Source organism: Streptomyces sp. NPDC090088 (genome assembly GCF_044747345.1).
GTDB lineage: Bacteria > Actinomycetota > Actinomycetes > Streptomycetales > Streptomycetaceae > Streptomyces.
The window spans coordinates 112,187-131,513 of the sequence record NZ_JBIVDZ010000009.1 but is presented as its reverse complement, the minus strand read 5'-3'; the positions used below and the strand labels follow the sequence as shown (position 1 = coordinate 131,513).

Below are 19,327 nucleotides of genomic sequence, written 5' to 3'. Positions count from 1 at the left end.
GGCTCTGGTCAAGGCCGCCGGCCATTGGGCAGAATGCGCGTGCCGCAGGTCACAGCACTTCCGAGTGTCGAGACAGGTGGGCCGGCGGCAGAGTGCGACCGATAAACTGTTCTCGGACGGTGCCCGGGTGCAGCCCCCGTGTCGTCCGCCAATGATCAGACAGCAGCCGCTGCAACCCCAGGGAGCGTTGTGTCCCGTCGCCTGTTCACCTCGGAGTCCGTGACCGAGGGTCACCCCGACAAGATCGCTGACCAGATCAGCGACACCATTCTCGACGCGCTTCTGCGCGAGGACCCGACTTCCCGGGTCGCCGTCGAGACGCTGATCACCACCGGCCTGGTGCACGTGGCCGGCGAGGTCACGACCAAGACGTACGCGGACATCGCGACGCTGGTCCGCAACAAGATCCTCGAGATCGGCTACGACTCGTCGAAGAAGGGCTTCGACGGCGCCTCCTGCGGCGTCTCGGTGTCGATCGGCGCGCAGTCCCCCGACATCGCGCAGGGCGTGGACACGGCCTACGAGAACCGCGTCGAGGGCGACGAGGACGAGCTCGACAAGCAGGGTGCCGGCGACCAGGGCCTGATGTTCGGCTACGCCACCGACGAGACGCCCACCCTGATGCCGCTCCCGATCTTCCTGGCGCACCGCCTGTCGAAGCGCCTCTCCGAGGTCCGCAAGAACGGCACCATCCCCTACCTGCGCCCCGACGGCAAGACGCAGGTCACCATCGAGTACGACGGTGACAAGGCCGTCCGCCTCGACACGGTCGTCGTCTCCAGCCAGCACGCCTCCGACATCGACCTGGAGTCGCTGCTCGCGCCCGACATCCGCGAGTTCGTCGTGGAGCCGGAGCTGAAGGCCCTGCTGGACGAGGGCATCAAGCTCGACACCGAGGGCTACCGCCTGCTGGTCAACCCGACCGGCCGCTTCGAGATCGGCGGCCCGATGGGCGACGCCGGCCTGACCGGCCGCAAGATCATCATCGACACCTACGGCGGTATGGCCCGCCACGGTGGCGGTGCCTTCTCCGGCAAGGACCCGTCCAAGGTCGACCGTTCCGCCGCCTACGCCATGCGCTGGGTCGCCAAGAACGTGGTCGCCGCCGGTCTGGCGTCCCGCTGCGAGGTCCAGGTCGCGTACGCGATCGGCAAGGCCGAGCCCGTGGGCCTCTTCGTCGAGACCTTCGGTACCGCCAAGGTCGACGCCGAGAAGATCGAGAAGGCCATCGACGAGGTCTTCGACCTGCGTCCGGCCGCGATCATCCGCGACCTCGACCTGCTCCGCCCGATCTACGCCCAGACCGCCGCGTACGGCCACTTCGGCCGTGAGCTCCCCGAGTTCACCTGGGAGCGCACGGACCGCGTCGAGGCCCTGCGCAACGCCGTCGGCCTCTGAGCCACCGGCACCCGGCACATCTGACGTCGGCTCCCGTTCCCACCGCTCGGTGGGGACGGGAGCCGACGTCGTTCCCGCGACTCCTAGGACACGCGCGGCTGCTCGGTCGTGGTGTCCGTGGTGTCCGTGGTGTCCGCGGCGGGTGTCGCGGACACCGGGGCGTCGGCGGTGCGGGTCCCCCGGAGGTGGCGGGCCGCGAGGATCGCCAGCAGGGAGGCGGCGGAGAGGGTGTAGAGGCCGCCGTTGGTGCTGCCGGTCGTGTCCTTGAGGTACCCGAACAGGAACGGGGAGACGAAGCCGCCGAGGTTGCCGATGGAGTTGACGAGCGCCAGCCCGGGTGCGGCGATCCGCAGATCCAGGCCGGTCTGGGCCATCGGCCAGAACAGCGTCGCCGCGCACTTGGAGCCGACCCCGGCGAGGGTGATCGCGGCGAGTCCGAACCAGGGCGAGCCCAGCGTGGCCAGGTAGGTGCCGGCGGCCGACAGCAGCAGGGTCACCGCCAGGTAGGGGCGCCGGTCGGGCGCGCGGTCGGTGAAGTGGCTCATCGAGTACATCGCGATCATGGAGGCGATCGCCGGTACGGCGGCGAGCAGGCCGACCTCGAAGGGCGACAGCCCGTTGATCTCCTCGATGAGGCTGGGCAGCCAGAAGGTGATCGCGTACCCGGTGAGGGTCATCGCGAAGAACGCCCCGGTCAGCAGCGCGACCTGCGGATGGAACATCAGCCGCAGCCGCGACACGCGCGGCGCCCGCTCCCGCCGCGCCTCGTCCCTGGCCACGGACGCCCGCAGGGCGCCCTTCTCCTCGGCGGACAGCCAGCGCGCGTCCTCGATCCGGGAGACCAGGAAGAACCCGGCGATGACGCCGACGATGACCGAGAGGGTGCCCTCGATGCCGAACATCCACCGCCAGCCGGCGACACCGCCCGCGCCGTGCAGTTCGAGCAGGGCGCCGGTGACCGGTCCGGTGACGATGCCGGCGGCGGCCGAACCGCCCAGGAAGATCGCGGTGGCCCGGCCCCGGCTGGAGTCGGGCAGCCACTGCGTGATGTAGAGCATCGCGCCGGGGAAGAAGCCCGCCTCGGCGACACCGAGCAGGAAGCGCAGCACGTAGAACGTGGTGACGTTGTGGATGAAGCACATCGCCACGATCACCAGACCCCAGGTGATCATGATCCGGGTCAGCCAGACCCGGGCGCCGAAGCGCTCCAGGAGCATGTTGCTGGGCACCTCGAACAGCGCGTACCCGATGAAGAACAGCCCGGCCCCGAGCCCGTAGGCCGTCGCACTGACGCCGACGTCCGCGCGCAGCTCGTCCTGGATGAAGCCGACGTTCGTCCGGTCCAGGTTGTTGACCAGCAACATCAGCACGAGGATCGGCATCATCCGGCGGAGGAACTTCCCGGTCGCCCGTTGCTCGGCCGTCACCTGGGGCCCGGCCGCCACAGCCGCGTCTGACATCGTTGTCTCCCGCCCTTTGTGCATGTACATGAATTGCAGTCACGTAGATGGGCAGATTAGGGAAGCTGATCTTCCGGGTCAATGGGTTGAACCTGTGGATATGTATGTGAACCCATGGGCTGGCGAGGGCGGAACGGCGCCTCGCGGTACGGCCGTTGTCAGTGGCGTTTGGTAAGAATGCAAGCGTGAGCAGCGAGAACGGGCAGGAGAGCGGAGGCGCCGCAGGGGTGCCGCCGGAGCAGCTCGCGCTCATCCGGGAGAGCGTGCGGGAGGCCAAGGTGCCGCGGGCCAAGCCGCGGACCTGGCGGGGGGCCGCGCTGGCCGAGCGGTTGCCGGTCGCGCGGGTGCTCGTCGACAAGGGCGTGCTCCACCTCGACCGGTACTTCGACTACGCGGTCCCCGCCGAGCTGGACGCCGAGGCCCAGCCGGGGGTGCGGGTCCGGGTGCGGTTCGGGGCCGGGCGGCACCGGGTGCGGGACGGGCGCCGGGAGGGCGGAGGGCTCATCGACGGGTTCCTGGTGGAACGGCTCGCCGAGTCCGACTACTCGGGACCGCTGGCCGCGCTGGCCCAGGTCGTCTCGCCCGAGCCGGTGCTGAGCGAGGAACTGCTGCGGCTCGCGCGGGCCGTCGCCGACCGGTACGCGGGAAGCCTCGCCGACGTGCTGCAGCTGGCGGTGCCGCCGCGCAGCGCGCGGGCCGAGAAGCGCCCGTCCCCCGAACCGCTGCCACCCCCGCCGGCGCCCGACGCCGGTACCTGGACGCGATACGAGCACGGGCCGGCCTTCGTCGAGTCCCTCGCCTCCGGGGGCGCGCCGCGCGCGGTGTGGACCGCTTTGCCCGGACCGGAGTGGAGCGCCGAACTCGCCCGGACCGTCGCCGCCACGCTCGCCTCGGGGCGCGGCGCGCTCGTCGTCGTACCGGACGGACGGGCCGCCGCGCGGGTCGACGCCGCGCTGACCGAGGTCCTCGGCGCGGGACGGCACGCGCTGCTCACCGCCGACGCCGGGCCCGAGAAGCGGTACGCGCAGTGGCTCGCCGTCAGCCGGGGCACGGTACGGGCGGTGGTGGGGACCCGGGCGGCCATGTTCGCGCCGGTACGGGACCTCGGCCTGGTCGCCCTCTGGGACGACGGGGACGACAGCCACAGCGAGCAGCACGCACCGCAGCCGCACGCGCGGGACGTGCTGCTGCTGCGGGCGGCCCTGGACAAGTGCGCCTTTCTGGTCGGGAGCTGGAGCTGCACGGTGGAGGCCGCGCAGCTCGTCGCGAACGGCTGGGCGCGTCCCCTGGCGGCCGGGCGGGATCAGGTGCGCCGTGCCGCGCCGCTGGTGCGGACCGTGGGGGACGGGGACCTCGCACGGGACGAGGCCGCGCGGGCCGCCCGGTTGCCGACGCTCGCCTGGCAGGCCGTGCGGGACGGGCTGCGGCACGGTCCCGTGCTGGTGCAGGTGCCCCGGCGCGGCTATGTGCCCCGCATGGCCTGTGCGCAGTGCCGGGAGCCTGCCCGCTGCCGGCACTGCGCCGGGCCGCTGGAGGCGCGGGACGCGGGAGCGCTGGGCTGCGGGTGGTGCGGGCGCGAGGAGAGCGACTGGCACTGTCCGGCGTGCGGTGGCTTCCGGCTGCGGGCCCAGGTGGTCGGGGCCCGGCGGACCGCCGAGGAGCTGGGGCGGGCCTTTCCCGCCGTCCCCGTACGGACCTCCGGGCGGGAGCATGTGCTGGACACCGTGCCGGGGACGCCCGCGCTGGTGGTGAGCACCCCGGGCGCCGAGCCGGTCGCCGAGGGCGGCTACGCGGCCGCCCTGCTGCTGGACGGCTGGGCCATGCTCGGACGGCCGGATCTTCGGGCCGGCGAGGACGCGTTGCGGCGGTGGATCGCGGCGGGGGCGCTGGTGCGGCCGCAGGGGGACGGGGGGACCGTGGTCGTCGTCGCGGAGCCGACGCTGCGGCCCGTGCAGGCGCTGGTGCGGTGGGACCCCGTCGGGCATGCGGTGCGGGAGCTGGCCGAGCGGGCCGAGCTGGGGTTTCCGCCGGTGTCGCGGATGGCGGCGGTGTCGGGGACGGCGGCGGCGGTCGCCGAGTTTCTCGGTACGGCGCAACTGCCGCCGGACGCCGAGGTGCTGGGGCCGGTGCCGCTGCCCGTGGTGCGGGCCGGGGCGCCCCGGCGGGTGGGGGCGCCGCCGCCCGGGGAGCACTGGGAGCGGGCGCTGGTACGGGTGCCGCCGGGGAGCGGCGCCGCGTTGGCGGGGGCGCTGAAGGCGGCGCAGGCCGCGCGGATGGCCCGCGGGAGCGGGAGCGGGAACGCGAGTGGGGGAGGGGGAGGGGGAGGGGACGCGGTGCGGGTGCGGATCGATCCGCCGGACATCGGGTGAGGGCCGGGTGGGGCGGGGCCGCGACGTACGGCTGCCCTCCCGGGTGCTTGCCGGGAGGGCAGGGGCGGGAGGGTCAGCCCTTGAGGTCAGCCGTGGCGTGGTCGAGCCGTCGCGTGGGGCGGGCCGTGGTGCCGGCGGGCCGTCGCGTGTGTCGGTGGTCGCGCATGCCTGCGGTCGGTCGCGTACGTGGGCCGCTGCGGACGTCAGCGGCGGGTGTACGTCGGCCGTGGGGGCACCTCAGCGGTTGCGTACGTCAGCCGTTGTGTACGTCAGCCGTTGTGTACGTCAGCTGTTGTGTACGTCAGCCGTTGCGCGGGCCGGGGAAGGCGGTCGGTCGTGCCTCGTCGCGGAGGGTGGGGCTGCCCGCGGTGGGCTGGGTCGGCATGGAGCGGGCGGCCGGGACCGTCGGCACGGTGGGCAGACCGCCGCCCACGTTCATGGTGCGGGTGCCCGACGGCTCCGTCGGCCGTTCGGCCTCGGCGGTCACCGTCGTCTGGGCCGTGGTGCGACGGGCGCCGTAACGGCGGTGCACCGCCTGCTTGGTGACCCCGAGCGCGGAGCCCACCGCGTCCCAGGAGAAGCCGAGCGAGCGGTCGAAGTCCACGGCGGCCGTGACCAGGGTTTCGACACTGTCCCGGAGCTCCTGGGCGAGACGGACCGTCGGGGCGGGGGCGCGTCCGTAGACGACGAAGCCCGTGGACGGGCCGGAGCGGCGTGGGCGGTAGACGTTGCCCAACTGGGCGGTGAGCGTGCGCAGTGCGTCCACCTGGCGGCGGACCCGCTCGATGTCCCGCACCAGCAAGTGCAGGCTGGCCCGGGCCTGGGCGTCGTGGGTTGCGTGGTCGGCCATGAACAAGCCTCTCGAACCGGCGTGAAAGGAATGGGCCGCGCGTATGCGGCCCGTTGTGGTCAACTCTGTCTTGACCAACGCGTGGACGCTCCGCTGGTCACGGTGTGGGGGCGTATGGGCATATGCGTACGCCGTGCGGCCCGCTGTGCACCACCGTTTCCTCTCCCACTCGCGCACCGCCCGTTCGCGGTCGGCGGCGGGGTGCCGTCGGCGGCCTGCGGGCGGTGGGTTGTGGGCGGTGGGGTTGGTCCGGCGGGGCGGCATAAACTTGTGCGTTGCCCGTAAGTGACCCCGTCCGAGAGGCTCTCAGCCGCCCATGAAGCTTGTCTTCGCCGGTACTCCCGAAGTCGCCGTTCCCGCTCTGGACGCTCTCATCGCCTCCGGGCGGCACGAGGTGGCCGCCGTGGTCACGCGACCCGACGCGCCGGCCGGGCGGGGGCGCAGGCTGATCGCTTCTCCCGTGGCCGAGCGGGCGACGGAGGCCGGGATCGAGGTGCTGAGGCCGCTCAAGCCGCGTGATCCGGAGTTTCTGGCGCGGCTGGCGGAGATCGGGCCGGACTGCTGCCCGGTGGTGGCGTACGGCGCGCTGCTGCCGCGGGTCGCGCTCGACGTTCCGGCCCACGGGTGGGTCAATCTGCACTTCTCGCTGCTTCCCGCGTGGCGCGGGGCGGCGCCCGTCCAGCACTCCGTCATGGCCGGGGACGAGATCACCGGCGCCTCCACCTTCCTCATCGAGGAGGGGCTGGACTCCGGGCCCGTCTACGGGACCGTCACCGAGCAGGTCCGGCCCACCGACACCAGCGGCGACCTGCTGACCCGGCTCGCCTTCGCCGGGGCCGGGCTGCTCGCCGCGACCATGGACGGGATCGAGGACGGCACGCTCAAGGCCGTACCGCAGCCGGCGGAGGGCATCACCCTCGCGCCGAAGATCAGCGTCGAGGACGCGAAGGTGGAGTGGTCGGCGCCCGCGCTGCGCGTGGACCGGGTCGTGCGCGGCTGCACCCCCGCCCCCGGCGCCTGGACCGTCTTCCGCGGTGAGCGGCTCAAGCTGATCCAGGTCACCCCGGTGCCCGAGCGGACCGATCTCGCGCCGGCCGAGATCGCCGTCGGCAAGAACAGCGTGCACGTGGGGACGGGGTCGTACGCCGTGGAACTGCTCTGGGTGCAGGCCCAGGGCAAGAAGCCGATGCGGGCCGCCGACTGGGCGCGCGGTGCGCGCATCGGCACCGGCGAGACCCTCGGCGCCTGAGTCCCCTTTCTCAGCAGCGGCTTTCCGGTGTGCGCGGCGTACGCTGGGAGTCGCCTCATTCCCGTACCCGGAGCACCTTTTTCGTGAGCGAGCAGTCCCGGCGGCCGCGCAGGCCCGCCAAGCCCTACCGTCGTCCCCAGAAGGACCCCGTCCGTATCCTCGCCTTCGAGGCGCTGCGCGCCGTGGACGAGCGGGACGCGTACGCCAACCTCGTGCTGCCGCCCCTGTTGCGCAAGGCGCGGGAGAAGGGCGACTTCGACGGGCGGGACGCCGCGCTCGCGACCGAGCTGGTGTACGGGACGCTGCGCCGGCAGGGCACCTACGACGCGATCATCGCCGCCTGTGTCGACCGGCCGTTGCGCGAGGTCGACCCGCCGGTCCTTGACGTGCTCAGCCTGGGCGCCCACCAGCTGCTCGGGACCCGGATCCCGAGCCACGCCGCCGTGTCCGCCTCCGTCGAACTGGCCCGCGTGGTGCTGGGGGACGGGCGGGCCAAGTTCGTCAACGCCGTGCTGCGCAAGGTCGCACAGGACGACCTCGACGGCTGGCTCGTCAAGGTCGCGCCGTCCTACGACCAGGACCCCGAGGACCATCTCGCCGTCGTGCACTCGCATCCGCGCTGGGTCGTCTCCGCGCTCTGGGATTCGTTGGGTGGCGGACGGGCGGGGATCGAGGAACTGCTGGCCGCCGACAACGAGCGGCCCGAGGTGACCCTGGTCGCCCGGCCTGGGCGGGCCACCGCCGAGGAGCTGCTCGGCGAGGAGGCGGCCGTCGCGGGGCGCTGGTCGCCGTACGCGGTGCGGCTCACCGAGGGCGGGGAGCCCGGCGCGATCACGGCCGTGCAGGAGGGCCGGGCCGGTGTGCAGGACGAGGGCAGCCAGCTGGTCGCCCTCGCGCTCGCCAACGCGCCGGTCGAGGGGCCGGACACGAAGTGGCTCGACGGGTGCGCCGGACCCGGCGGCAAGGCCGCGCTGCTCGCCGCGCTCGCCGCGGAGCGCGGAGCCGTACTGCTCGCCTCCGAGAAGCAGCCGCACCGGGCCGGGCTCGTCGAGAAGGCACTGCACGGCAACCCCGGGCCCTACCAGGTCATCGCCGCCGACGGCACCCGGCCGCCGTGGCTGCCCGGCACCTTCGACCGGGTCCTGATGGACGTCCCCTGCACGGGGCTGGGCGCGCTCCGCCGCCGCCCCGAAGCACGGTGGCGGCGCCGCCCCGAGGACCTCGACAACTTCGGCCCGCTCCAGCGCGCCCTGCTGCGCACCGCGATCGACTCGGTGCGGGTCGGCGGAGTGGTCGGGTACGCGACCTGCTCCCCGCATCTGGCGGAGACGCGGGCGGTGGTGCAGGACGTGCTGAAGCAGCGCCCGGACACGGAGCTGGTGGACGCGCGTCCGCTGCTCCCGGGGGTACCGGAGCTGGGCGAGGGCCCGGACGTCCAGCTGTGGCCGCACCTGCACGGCACGGACGCGATGTACCTCGCGCTGATCCGTCGCACCGGCTGAGGCGGGGTGGGGACGCTTACCGGCGCCGGCAGGGTGCTTCCCCCAGCCTTCGGCCGGGGGGACCCCCAGCGCCCACCCGTGCCGCCGTGCGGCACGCCTGCCCGCAGCTGGGTGAGCTGGAAGGGCACCGCGGCTGCAGCGCCCCGCAAGGGGCGCGGGGAACTGCGCGGCCAGCCCCCACCCACCCGCAGCCGACACTCGTCCGCACCCACCCCGAACCCCACTCGGCCCACCCCGCCAGGGCATGGCACGCTTGGGGCATGGCCGCGCAGATCAACCCCAGCATCCTGTCCGCCGACTTCGCCCGCCTCGCGGACGAGGCGAAGGCGGTCGAAGGCGCCGACTGGCTCCACGTCGACGTCATGGACAACCACTTCGTCCCGAACCTCACGCTCGGCGTGCCGGTCGTAGAATCCCTGGCCCGTGCTACGGACATCCCGCTGGACTGCCACCTGATGATCGAGGCCCCCGACCGGTGGGCACCCCAGTACGTCGAAGCGGGGGCTTCCTCCGTCACCTTCCACGTGGAGGCGGCGGCCGCCCCGGTGCGGCTCGCCCGCGAGATCCGGGCGAAGGGCGCCCGCGCCTCCATGGCGCTCAAGCCCGCGACGCCCATCGAGCCGTACGAGGACCTGCTCCCCGAGCTGGACATGCTGCTCATCATGACCGTGGAGCCCGGTTTCGGAGGTCAGGCGTTCCTCGACATCATGCTGCCGAAGATCCGCCGCACCCGGGAACTGATCAGCAAGCACGGACTGGAGCTGTGGCTTCAGGTCGACGGCGGCGTTTCGGCGTCGACGATCGAGCGCTGCGCGGAGGCCGGGGCCGATGTTTTCGTGGCTGGATCGGCGGTGTACGGGGCAAACGACCCGGCAGAGGCGGTACGTGCACTACGCACCCAGGCGGAGTCGGCCACCGCCCGGGCGTCGTGGGCGTGCGACCACTGAGGTACGGGAACGTGAACGGCTCCGATCAGGGCTGATCAAGTGCGCCGGATCTGCAAGGATGAACGGCGTATCCAGAGTGTGAACAGCAGTGAGGAGATGGCCGTGTCGGGTATGTCGGCGGGCCGGTCAGCCATGCGGATGGGACCCGCTGAGCTGGTGCAGGCGGCGGCCATGGCCCGCCGCTTCTACCTCGAGGGCAAGTCCAAGATCCAGATCGCTGAGGAGTTCGGCGTCAGCCGCTTCAAAGTGGCCCGGGTACTGGAGACTGCCCTCGAAAGGGATCTCGTACGCATCGAGATCCGTGTGCCGGCCGAACTGGACGCCGAGCGCTCGGACGCGCTCCGCGCCCGCTACGGCCTGCGGCACGCCGTCGTGGTCGAGTCCCCGGCCGAGGCGGAGGAGACCCCGGACCCCGAGAACCTCGGCGAGGTCGCCGCGGACCTGCTCGGCGAGCTGGTCAACGAGGGAGATGTGCTCGGTCTGGCCTGGGGCCGGTCCACGATCCACATGGCGGCGGCGCTCGACCGGCTGCCGCCGTGCACGGTGGTGCAGCTGACGGGCGTGTACGACGCCGGGACCTCCGAGCGCGGGTCGGTCGAGGCCGTCCGGCGCGCCGCCCAGGTGTCGGGCGGGGACGCGCACCCCATCTACGCGCCGATGCTGCTGCCGGACGCTGCCACCGCGGCCGCGCTGCGCAGCCAGACCGGCATCGCCCGGGCCTTCGAGTACTTCGACAAGGTCACGGTCGCGTGTGTCTCCATCGGCTCCTGGGAGCCCGGTATCTCGACGGTGCACGACATGCTCAGCGACGAGGAGCGGGCGCACTACGCCACGCTCGGTGTCGCCGCCGAGATGGCCGCGCATCTCTTCGACGCCGAGGGCCGCCGGGTCGGGCGCGACCTGGGGGAACGTTGCATCACGGTCAAGGCCGACCAGTTGCGCCGGATCCCCGAGGTCGTCGCGATCGCGGGCGGGCAGCGCAAGGCGGCCGCGATCGACGCGGTGCTGCGGTCGGGGCTGGTCACCAGCCTCGTCACCGACACCTCGGCCGCCGACTATCTGATGACGGCGGGTTCGACGCCCAAGTCGACGCTGAACCGCTCCGACCCGGACGGTTCCTGACGCGGAACGGCGTAGCGCCGCGGCGGCACCGGTGACAACGCTGCCGCGGCGCCCGTCCGCGAAGTCTCAGCGTGCGCTCGAAACCGCCGCGTCGATCAGGACGCCGGCCGCCTCCCGGGCGACCGCGCCCGCCGACGGGTCGCGGTCCATGCGGGCGGAGAGGCCGCCCCCGTCGTACAGCAGGTGGAGTTGGCGGCCCAGGGTCTCGGGATCCCGGGCGCCGGCCTCCCGGGCGAGGCCGGTGAGCAGGGCGCGGACCCAGGCGCGGTAGGCGTCGGAGGCCTCTTCGACGGCGCTGCCGGGCTTGGCCTCGGCGCTGGCCGCCACGAAGGCGCACCCGTGGTAGTTCTGCTGGGCGAACAGCTCGGCCTGCGCGTCGAAGACCGCGAGGAGCCGCTCCCGCGGGGTCCCGGCCGCGTCGACCCGGCGCAGCAGCCGCTCGGTCAGCCGGGCGTGCCGGGAGTCGAGGTAGGCGCGGATGAGCTGTTCCTTGCCGCCGAAGGTGTTGTACAGGGAGGCCTTGGCGACCCCGGCGTGCTCGATGATCCGGTCGATCCCGACCGTCTGCACGCCCTCCGCGTAGAACAGCTCGTTCGCCGCCGAGAGCAGCCGCTCCCGGGCCGTGGGGGCCTTGGCACTCACCGTCTTCGTCATGCCACTCACCTTCTCGACATTCCTTGAGTCCAGGGCTGACCAGACCGGTCTACTCAGTCAGCGCGTCGCGTCCGCGTGCTCGGCCCGGGCGGCCGCGACGGGCTGCGAGCCGCCGGAGGCCACCAGCACTCCGGGCGCGCTCTGCGGCCGGCCGCGTACCAGCAGGGCGGCGAGGGCCAGCAGGGCCAGGGCGATGACCACCGCGCCGTACTCCTCGGAGGTCGGCAGCAGCCCGCCGCCGTGCACCACCAGCGCGCCGGCGGCCACGGAGGGGACGCCCATGCCGAGGTAGGCGACGACGAACAGCAGGGACAGCACCCCGGAGCTCTCATGCGGCTCGGCCAGCGGCAGCACGGTACGGATGCCGCCCTGGAAGCCGCTGCCGAAACCGAAGCCGGCGACGGCCGTGCCGACGAAGAACAGCGCCGGTGCGCTCTGCACGACGGCCACCAGCGTGAGGGCGACCCCGGCGACCAGCGCGCCGATGCCGGTGTACATCACGGTCGTCGCGGCGGCCTTGCGCAGGGCGAGCACGGAGCCGGCGGCGACGAACGCGAGGACGAAGAGGCCGAGGCCGCCGTAGACGGCGGAGGTGGAGCCGACCAGGGTGCGGACCAGGGCGGGGCCGAGGGAGCCGTAGAACCCGGCGAGCGCCCAGACGGCGAAGATGACGGGGGAGGCGGCGAGGACGGCGCCGCGGACCGAGCGCGGGAGCCTGATCTCGGGCACCAGGCTGGCCAGGGCTCCCGGGGCCTTGGTGACGGTCTCGTCGATCAGGGCGAGGGCGACCGCCTGGGCCACGAACACGCCCAGCAGGGCGAGGTAGATCGTGTGGGTCGGGGCCGGCAGGTACTGCACGACGAAACCGCTGACCAGGGCGCCCGTCGCGGTGCCGAGACCGGGGGCGAAGGCGTTCGCCAGCGTGCCGCGGGAGCGGTTGACGTCCATCATCGCGGCGCCCACCGCGCCGAGGGCGGCACCCGTGGACAGGCCCTGCACCACGCGGGCGACGAGCAGTTCGCCGACGCCCCCGGCGGTGGCGAACACCAGCATCGCGGCGGCCTGCGCGGCGATCGCGGCGATCAGGACGGGACGGCGGCCGACGTGGTCGGAGAGCTTGCCGAGGACCAGCAGGCCGGACAGGACGGCGATCGCGTAGACGCCGAAGACCAGGGTGGTGGTGATCGGGGTGAAGCCCCACTCGGCCTGGTAGGTCGCGTACAGCGGGGTGGGCGCGCTGGAGGCGGCGAGGAAGGAGACGACGACGGAGGCGAGCACATAGAACGCCGCGCGGGGCGGGATCGGCTTGCGCGATGCCGTGGTGCGCGCGGTTCGCTCGTGCGGTGCGAGGTGGTTCATCGGAGATCCTTCGCGGGGACGGGGCCGAAGAGCGTCGGTTCTGAGGCCCGTACCGGCCGGTCCTCAGTGAGTAGACCGGTCTGTCTGTCTGCTCGCCCTGGTCAACCCCATAGACAGGTCTGTCTATTCCGTCGGCGGGAAAAATTTTCGAGCACCCCGGCGCCGTCTCCCGTGTTGTGTTCGACTGGACGCCGTCGACCCCGAGTATGGGTACGACGACAGGCCGAGCGCCGAACCGATCGGGAGGACGCGTTGACCACTGGATCCCAGCCCGGGCCCGGAGCGGAACCACAGTCCGTGCTCAGGCCGTTGACGACCGCCGCGATCTTCCTGGTGGTGAGCGTCCGCCCCGGCGGCGAGGAGACCGCACGAGACGTGCTGGGCGAGCTGAGCGCGCTGCAGCGCAGCTTCGGGTTCGGCGCGCCGGACGCCGCCCTGAGCTGTGTCGCGGGCATCGGCTCCGACGCCTGGGACCGGCTGTTCGACCACCCGCGCCCCGCCGGGCTGCACCCGTTCCGGCCCCTGGAGGGACCCCGGCACAGCGCGGTCGCCACCTCCGGCGACCTCCTCCTCCACATCCGGGCCACCCGGTTCGACCTCTGCTTCGGGCTCGCCACCGAGATCATGCACCGGCTGCGCGACGCGGTGACCGTCGAGGACGAGGTACAGGGCTTCAAGTACCTCGACGCCCGCGACCTGCTGGGCTTCGTCGACGGCACCGAGAACCCGGTCGGCGCCGCCGCCCGCCGGGCCGTCCTGATCGGCCAGGAGGACCCCGCGCACGCCGGCGGCAGCTATGTGATCGTCCAGAAGTACCTGCACGACCTGGATGGCTGGAACGCGCTGCCGGTCGAGACGCAGGAGCGGATCATCGGCCGTACCAAGCTCGCCAACATCGAACTGGAGGAGCCGGCCTCCCATGTGGACCTGAACACGATCACCGGACCGGACGGCGAGGAGCAGCAGATCCTGCGCGACAACATGCCCTTCGGCAGCCCCGGCCACGGCGAGTTCGGCACCTACTTCATCGGGTACGCCCGTACCCCGGACGTCATCGAGCAGATGCTGCGCAACATGTTCCTCGGCACCCAGGACGCCACCCACGACCGGATCCTCGACTTCTCCACGGCGGTCACCGGCACGCTCTTCTTCGTGCCGTCCGCGGACTTCCTCGACGACCTGCCCCCGGCGCCCAAGGCCGCCGAGGCCGCCGAGAACGGGTGACGGGGTGTCCGCGCGGGTGATCGCCGCGTTGTCACCCGGGCCGCCGGTGGGATCTACTACACCGGTCCCACCGGTCCCACCGGCCCCCCAACTCCCCCCGGACGGTACTGAGATGACGTCGTATCCGAGTCCCCACCTGGTCACGCTCGATCTCGCCGGGGTCACCGACAAGGCGGCCCTGATGGACCGGGCCGTCGCCGCGCTGCGCCTGCCCGACTGGTTCGGCCGCAACTGGGACGCCCTGGCCGACAGCCTTCGCGACCCCTCGGTCTGGCCGCCGCAGGCCGTGGACCACGGGCTCCTGGTCGTCGTCACCGGCTGGCAGGAGTACGCGCGGACCCGGCCCGACGAGTGGCAGGTCGCCCAGGACGTCTTCGGCCAGGCGGCCGCGGGGGAACCGGCCCTGACGGTCGCCCTGGCTCTCGGCTGACGGCTTGGACGTTCCTCCCAAGCACCGCTGACCTGCCTGGACGTTCGTCCCGGGCATCACATACCGGCCCCCATGGGACAATGAAGTACGTGCTCTTCCCCTTGGCCGGCCGGTCCGGGGGTCACCTCTGATCGACTGGGATGTGCGGCACGTGCGTTTCCTCAATGACCTCCAGCCCCCGTACGACCTGACGTACGACGACGTCTTCATGGTGCCGAGCCGCTCCGCGGTCGGCTCGCGTCAGGGGGTGGACCTCAGCTCGCCGGACGGCACGGGCACCACCATCCCGCTGGTCGTCGCCAACATGACCGCGATCGCGGGCCGGCGGATGGCCGAGACGATGGCCCGGCGCGGCGGGCTCGTCGTGATCCCGCAGGACATCCCGATCGACGTGGTCACCGACGTCATCACCTGGGTGAAGAGCCGCCACCTGGTGCTGGACACCCCCATCGTGCTCGCCCCGCACCAGACCGTCGCCGACGCGCTGGCCCTGCTGCCCAAGCGCGCGCACAACGCCGGTGTCGTCGTCGACGAGGACGGCCGCCCGGTCGGTGTCGTCACCGACCGCGACCTCTCCGGTGTCGACCGCTTCACCCAGCTCGCCGAGGTCATGTCCCGTGACCTGCTGCTGATCGACGCGGACATCGACCCGCGCGAGGCGTTCAACAAGCTCGACGGGGCCAACCGCCGCTACGCCCCGGCCGTGGACCGGGACGGCAAGCTCGCCGGCATCCTCACCCGCAAGGGCGCCCTGCGCGCCACCCTGTACACCCCGGCGACCGACGCCGACGGCCGGCTGCGCATCGCCGCCGCCGTCGGCATCAACGGCGACTTCGTGGACAAGGCCAAGCAGCTCCTCGAAGCGGGCGTCGACACGCTCGTCATCGACACCGCGCACGGCCACCAGGAGTCGATGATCAACGCGATCAAGCTGGTCCGCGACCTCGACCCGCGGGTGCCGATCGTGGCCGGCAACATCGTCTCCGCCGAGGGCGTCAAGGACCTCGTCGACGCGGGCGCGGACATCATCAAGGTCGGTGTGGGCCCCGGCGCCATGTGCACCACCCGCATGATGACCGGCGTCGGCCGGCCGCAGTTCTCGGCGGTCCTGGAGTGCGCGGCCGAGGCGAGGAAGTACGGCAAGCACGTGTGGGCCGACGGCGGTGTCCGCCACCCGCGCGACGTGGCGATGGCGCTCGCCGCCGGCGCGTCCAACGTGATGATCGGGTCCTGGTTCGCGGGGACCTACGAGTCGCCGGGCGACCTCCAGCAGGACGCCGACGGGCAGCTGTACAAGGAGTCCTTCGGCATGGCCTCCGCGCGTGCGGTGCGCAACCGCACGTCCGAGGAGTCGGCCTACGACCGGGCCCGCAAGGCGCTGTTCGAGGAGGGCATCTCGACCTCCCGGATGTACCTCGACCCGGCCCGGCCGGGGGTGGAGGACCTGATCGACTCGATCATCGCGGGCGTGCGGTCGTCGTGCACCTACGCGGGCGCCGGGTCCCTGGAGGAGTTCGCCGACAAGGCGATCGTGGGCATCCAGAGCGCGGCCGGCTACGCCGAGGGCAAGCCGCTGCACGCCAGCTGGAGCTAGACGCTCCGCTGGGGGCGCCGATTTCGGGTGCGGGTCGTCCGTGGCCGGTCGCGCAGTTCCCCGCGCCCCTGAGGGGGCGTGTCATGAGCGGCGCGCAACAAAAGTTCGCGTTGCTGCCGCGGACGCAATGATCTTGCGTATATGGGCAAGGTTGCTGCATTACGTCCGTGAAGTGTCGGCTCATAGGGTCGTGCGCTGTACGTGGCGTGGCCGGGACCCCGCTCGGTGGGGCCCTGCGGGAGGGGCGCCGCCGGTTCCGGCCGCCCTCACCCGCAGCGACGAAGGAGCCGCGCGTGCTCGACCAAGGCCAAGGCGCACCCCCACGAACCGACGTCCCCCCGTCCCTCGGTGCCCGGCTCATGCGCCGGAAACCGGTGGAACGGCTGGTCGCGGAGGGCGGGCAGGGCGAGGGCGGATCGCTTCGGCGTTCGCTCGGGCTCTGGCAGCTGACGATGATCAGCATCGGGGCCACCCTCGGCACCGGCATCTTCGTGGTGCTCGGCGAGGCCGTCCCCAAGGCCGGCCCGGCCGTCACGCTCTCCTTCGTGATCGCCGGGCTGACCGCGCTCTTCTCCGCGTTCTCCTACGCCGAGCTGGCCGGCACCATCCCGGTCTCCGGCTCCTCGTACTCGTACGCGTACGCGACCATGGGCGAGCTGATCGCCTGGGTCTGCGGCTGGTGCCTGCTCCTGGAGTACGGCGTCTCGGTGGCCGCGGTCGCCGTCGGCTGGGGCGAGTACCTCAACGAACTGCTCGACGGCACGATCGGCGTCACCATCCCGCAGGCACTGTCGGCCCCGCCCGGCGACGGCGGCGTCTTCAACCTGCCCGCGCTGATCGTCGTCCTGCTCGCGATGGTGTTCCTGCTCGGCGGGGCCAAGGAGTCGGCGCGCGCCAACACCGTCATGGTGTGCGTGAAGATCGCCGCGCTGGTGCTGTTCTGCGCCATCGGCTTCATGGGCTTCAGGTCCGGCAACTACGCCCACTTCATGCCGCTGGGCATGGCCGGGGTCAGCGCGGCCGGGGCGACGCTCTTCTTCTCGTACATCGGCTTCGACGCCGCCTCCACGGCCGGCGAGGAGGCGAAGGACGCGCAGCGCGACCTGCCCCGGGCCATCATGCTGTCGCTGGTCATCGTGACCGCGCTGTACGTCCTCGTCGCGGCCGTCGCCGTCGGCGCGCGGCCGTGGCGGACGTTCGCCGGCTCCGAGGCCACCCTCGCCCAGATCATGCGGGACGTGACCGGTCAGAGCTTCTGGGGGACGCTGCTGGCCGCCTGCGCGGTCGTCGCCATCGCCAGCGTCGTGCTGACCGTGCTCTACGGCCAGACCCGCATCCTCTTCGCGATGTCCCGGGACGGACTCGTGCCGAAGGTGTTCGCCCGGATCCACCCGAAGACCGGCGCGCCCCGGGCCAACACCGTGATCGTCTCCGTGTTCTGCGGGGTGCTGGCCGCCGCGATCCCGCTGGGCCAGCTGGCGGACGCCACCAGCATCGGCACCCTGTTCGCCTTCGGCCTGGTGAACATCGCCGTGGTCGTGCTGCGCCGGACCCGCCCCGAGATGCCCCGCACCTTCCGCGTCCCGCTGTCCCCGCTGCTGCCCGCGCTGGGCCTCGGCTTCTGCGTCTGGATGATGGGCAGCCTCTCGGCCGTCACCTGGGTCGTCTTCGGTGTCTGGATGGCGGCCGGGCTCGTGTTCTACTTCGTATACGGCTATCGCCGGTCCCGTCTTGCAACATCTGAGAGCTGAACGACCCCTTGCTGAACGATCTCGACGAACGCATCGTGCACGCCCTCGCCGAGGACGCCCGCCGCTCCTACGCGGACATCGGGCAACTGGTCGGCCTGTCCGCGCCTGCCGTCAAACGGCGCGTGGACCGGCTCCGCGCCACCGGAGCGATCACGGGTTTCACCGTGCGGGTCGATCCGGCGGCCCTCGGCTGGGAGACGGAGGGGTTCGTCGAGATCTACTGCCGGCGCAACACCTCTCCGGAGACGATCCAGCGGGGGCTGGAGCGGTACCAGGAGGTGGTGGCCGCGTCGACGGTCACCGGTGAGGCCGACGCGGTCGTGCAGGTCTTCGCGTCCGACATGCGTCACTTCGAGCGGGTGCTGGAGCGGATCGCCGGCGAGCCCTTCGTGGAACGGACCAAGTCGGTCCTGGTGCTGTCGCCGTTGCTGCGGCGGTTCTCTTCGGGGGCGCCGGGGTGAGAACGGGGTAGGGGCTTGGGGGTGCGGGTCCGGTGCCGGGTGCGGGTGCGTGGGGGCTGGTCGCGCAGTTCCCCGCGCCCCTCAGGTGGGACCAGCCGAGTCGCCTTTTAGGGGCGCGGGGAACTGCGCGAGCAACCACACACCACCCGCACCCGGCACCTCACCCGCGCCCCCACCCCCTACTCCGCGGTCTTCCGCGACAGCGCGTTGCTGTCGATGGAGTTGTGCACACTGAAGCTCACCGCATCCGACCGGTACCGGTCGTCCGACCACTCCACCGGGCGGCCCTCGCGCGTCGTCGTCACCCGGCGCACCCGCAGCAGCGGACTCGTCCGGCGCACCCGCAGCAGCTCGGCGTCCTGCGCCCCCGCGGCCACCGCGTCGATGACGTGCTCGCCGTAGGCGAAGACCAACCCCTTGTCCTCGTAGAGCCGTTGGGTCACCGAGGGGCATTCCGGCTCTATCGCCTCGACCGCCGGCGAGATCCAGTCCGCGTACACCGTGCGCTCCAGCAACACCGGCTCGCCGTCCAGGCCGCGGACCCGGAGGACGTGCAACACCGGCGTACCGGCGGCCAGTTGGAGGCGGACGGCGTCCTCCTGTGCGGCGGGCCGGTACTCCTGGGCCACCACGTGGCCCGTCGCCTCGCGGCCCATCGCCTTCGCCCACTGGGCGAAACTGCGCAGCTCCGCGAAGCTCTGGCTGCGGCGGCTGGCCAGCACCACCCGGCGGGCGCCCTGGCGGGAGCCGATCAGCCCCTCGGCGGTGAGCGCGGCGACGGCCTGGCGGACCGTGCCGCGGGACACGCCGTACTGCGCGGCGAGCTCCGTCTCCGCGGGCAGTCGACTGCCGACGGTGTACTCCTCGCGGTCGATGGCCTGCCGCAGCTCGTCGGCGATCTCCTCGTGTCGCGCCGTCATGCTTCCCCTCTGAGTCGGCAGCTGTGCACAGCGTGAC

General features: G+C 72.4%; 16 protein-coding genes. 11 read left to right on the top strand and 5 right to left on the bottom strand.

What is annotated here, in order from left to right; translation table 11 throughout:
* The first annotated feature begins 189 nt into the window (after positions 1 to 189).
* Entirely contained in the window at positions 190 to 1,398 is a 1,209-nt protein-coding gene (gene metK, locus ACIPSJ_RS37430; protein ID WP_359220362.1) for a methionine adenosyltransferase, read from the top strand.
* A gap of 83 nt (positions 1,399 to 1,481) precedes the next feature.
* On the opposite strand, the gene ACIPSJ_RS37425 is transcribed toward metK, so the two are convergent.
* Positions 1,482 to 2,858, bottom strand: coding sequence for an MFS transporter (locus ACIPSJ_RS37425; RefSeq protein ID WP_401352659.1), 1,377 nt, complete (start codon positions 2,856 to 2,858; stop codon positions 1,482 to 1,484).
* Positions 2,859 to 3,043: 185 nt separating this feature from the next.
* Here ACIPSJ_RS37425 and ACIPSJ_RS37420 point away from each other — a divergent pair, with 185 nt between their 5' ends.
* Positions 3,044 to 5,227, top strand: coding sequence for a primosomal protein N' (locus tag ACIPSJ_RS37420; RefSeq protein ID WP_401352657.1), 2,184 nt, complete (start codon positions 3,044 to 3,046; stop codon positions 5,225 to 5,227).
* A gap of 301 nt (positions 5,228 to 5,528) precedes the next feature.
* On the opposite strand, the gene ACIPSJ_RS37415 is transcribed toward ACIPSJ_RS37420, so the two are convergent.
* On the bottom strand, positions 5,529 to 6,077 hold the full coding sequence (locus tag ACIPSJ_RS37415) for a hypothetical protein (protein ID WP_359220354.1): 549 nt from the start codon (positions 6,075 to 6,077) through the stop codon (positions 5,529 to 5,531).
* Positions 6,078 to 6,393: 316 nt separating this feature from the next.
* Between ACIPSJ_RS37415 and fmt the strand changes: the two genes are divergently transcribed.
* The 4 genes from fmt to ACIPSJ_RS37395 all read left to right on the top strand — a co-directional run bounded on the left by fmt (position 6,394) and on the right by ACIPSJ_RS37395 (position 10,897).
* Positions 6,394 to 7,326 (top strand): methionyl-tRNA formyltransferase, encoded by a 933-nt coding sequence (gene fmt / locus ACIPSJ_RS37410; RefSeq protein WP_355720968.1) that lies wholly within the window; start codon positions 6,394 to 6,396, stop codon positions 7,324 to 7,326.
* Positions 7,327 to 7,409: 83 nt separating this feature from the next.
* On the top strand, positions 7,410 to 8,828 hold the full coding sequence (locus tag ACIPSJ_RS37405) for an RsmB/NOP family class I SAM-dependent RNA methyltransferase (RefSeq protein WP_401352655.1): 1,419 nt from the start codon (positions 7,410 to 7,412) through the stop codon (positions 8,826 to 8,828).
* A gap of 260 nt (positions 8,829 to 9,088) precedes the next feature.
* Positions 9,089 to 9,775, top strand: coding sequence for a ribulose-phosphate 3-epimerase (gene rpe, locus ACIPSJ_RS37400; protein ID WP_123978547.1), 687 nt, complete (start codon positions 9,089 to 9,091; stop codon positions 9,773 to 9,775).
* A gap of 78 nt (positions 9,776 to 9,853) precedes the next feature.
* Entirely contained in the window at positions 9,854 to 10,897 is a 1,044-nt protein-coding gene (locus ACIPSJ_RS37395) for a sugar-binding domain-containing protein (RefSeq protein ID WP_355720960.1), read from the top strand.
* Positions 10,898 to 10,963: 66 nt separating this feature from the next.
* Here ACIPSJ_RS37395 and ACIPSJ_RS37390 read toward each other — a convergent pair whose 3' ends face one another.
* Complete coding sequence (locus tag ACIPSJ_RS37390; RefSeq protein WP_359220346.1) at positions 10,964 to 11,551, bottom strand: TetR/AcrR family transcriptional regulator; 588 nt, start codon at positions 11,549 to 11,551, stop codon at positions 10,964 to 10,966.
* Positions 11,552 to 11,608: 57 nt separating this feature from the next.
* Positions 11,609 to 12,910 carry an MFS transporter gene (locus ACIPSJ_RS37385; protein WP_401352652.1) on the bottom strand — a complete coding sequence of 434 codons (1,302 nt, stop codon included), beginning with the start codon at positions 12,908 to 12,910 and terminating at the stop codon, positions 11,609 to 11,611.
* Between the two features lie 297 nt (positions 12,911 to 13,207).
* Here ACIPSJ_RS37385 and ACIPSJ_RS37380 point away from each other — a divergent pair, with 297 nt between their 5' ends.
* The 5 genes from ACIPSJ_RS37380 (at position 13,208) to ACIPSJ_RS37360 (ending at position 18,370) form a co-directional block, all read left to right on the top strand.
* The gene (locus tag ACIPSJ_RS37380; protein ID WP_401352650.1) at positions 13,208 to 14,134 is read left to right on the top strand and encodes a Dyp-type peroxidase; all 927 of its coding nucleotides are present in this window, start codon (positions 13,208 to 13,210) and stop codon (positions 14,132 to 14,134) included.
* Positions 14,135 to 14,246: 112 nt separating this feature from the next.
* Complete coding sequence (locus tag ACIPSJ_RS37375) at positions 14,247 to 14,564, top strand: barstar family protein (protein ID WP_359220339.1); 318 nt, start codon at positions 14,247 to 14,249, stop codon at positions 14,562 to 14,564.
* A gap of 151 nt (positions 14,565 to 14,715) precedes the next feature.
* The gene (locus ACIPSJ_RS37370) at positions 14,716 to 16,158 is read left to right on the top strand and encodes a GuaB1 family IMP dehydrogenase-related protein (RefSeq protein ID WP_401352648.1); all 1,443 of its coding nucleotides are present in this window, start codon (positions 14,716 to 14,718) and stop codon (positions 16,156 to 16,158) included.
* 293 nt (positions 16,159 to 16,451) lie between these two features.
* A complete protein-coding gene (locus tag ACIPSJ_RS37365; RefSeq protein ID WP_401352646.1) occupies positions 16,452 to 17,909 on the top strand; it encodes an amino acid permease in 1,458 nt (485 codons plus the stop codon).
* 8 nt (positions 17,910 to 17,917) lie between these two features.
* Entirely contained in the window at positions 17,918 to 18,370 is a 453-nt protein-coding gene (locus ACIPSJ_RS37360) for an Lrp/AsnC family transcriptional regulator (RefSeq protein WP_046726552.1), read from the top strand.
* A gap of 179 nt (positions 18,371 to 18,549) precedes the next feature.
* Here the strand turns inward: ACIPSJ_RS37360 and ACIPSJ_RS37355 are convergent, their stop codons facing one another.
* A complete protein-coding gene (locus ACIPSJ_RS37355) occupies positions 18,550 to 19,290 on the bottom strand; it encodes a GntR family transcriptional regulator (protein WP_359220334.1) in 741 nt (246 codons plus the stop codon).
* Positions 19,291 to 19,327: the final 37 nt, after the last annotated feature.

What these genes read in the sequence shown, in the direction of transcription:
- ACIPSJ_RS37425 (WP_401352659.1), bottom strand. Translation starts at nt 2,858, where the DNA reads ATGTCAGACGCGGCTGTGGCGGCCGGGCCCCAGGTGACGGCCGAGCAA.
- ACIPSJ_RS37415 (WP_359220354.1), bottom strand. Translation starts at nt 6,077, where the DNA reads ATGGCCGACCACGCAACCCACGACGCCCAGGCCCGGGCCAGCCTGCAC.
- fmt (WP_355720968.1), top strand. Translation starts at nt 6,394, where the DNA reads ATGAAGCTTGTCTTCGCCGGTACTCCCGAAGTCGCCGTTCCCGCTCTG.
- rpe (WP_123978547.1), top strand. Translation starts at nt 9,089, where the DNA reads ATGGCCGCGCAGATCAACCCCAGCATCCTGTCCGCCGACTTCGCCCGC.
- ACIPSJ_RS37390 (WP_359220346.1), bottom strand. Translation starts at nt 11,551, where the DNA reads ATGACGAAGACGGTGAGTGCCAAGGCCCCCACGGCCCGGGAGCGGCTG.
- ACIPSJ_RS37385 (WP_401352652.1), bottom strand. Translation starts at nt 12,910, where the DNA reads ATGAACCACCTCGCACCGCACGAGCGAACCGCGCGCACCACGGCATCG.
- ACIPSJ_RS37375 (WP_359220339.1), top strand. Translation starts at nt 14,247, where the DNA reads ATGACGTCGTATCCGAGTCCCCACCTGGTCACGCTCGATCTCGCCGGG.
- ACIPSJ_RS37355 (WP_359220334.1), bottom strand. Translation starts at nt 19,290, where the DNA reads ATGACGGCGCGACACGAGGAGATCGCCGACGAGCTGCGGCAGGCCATC.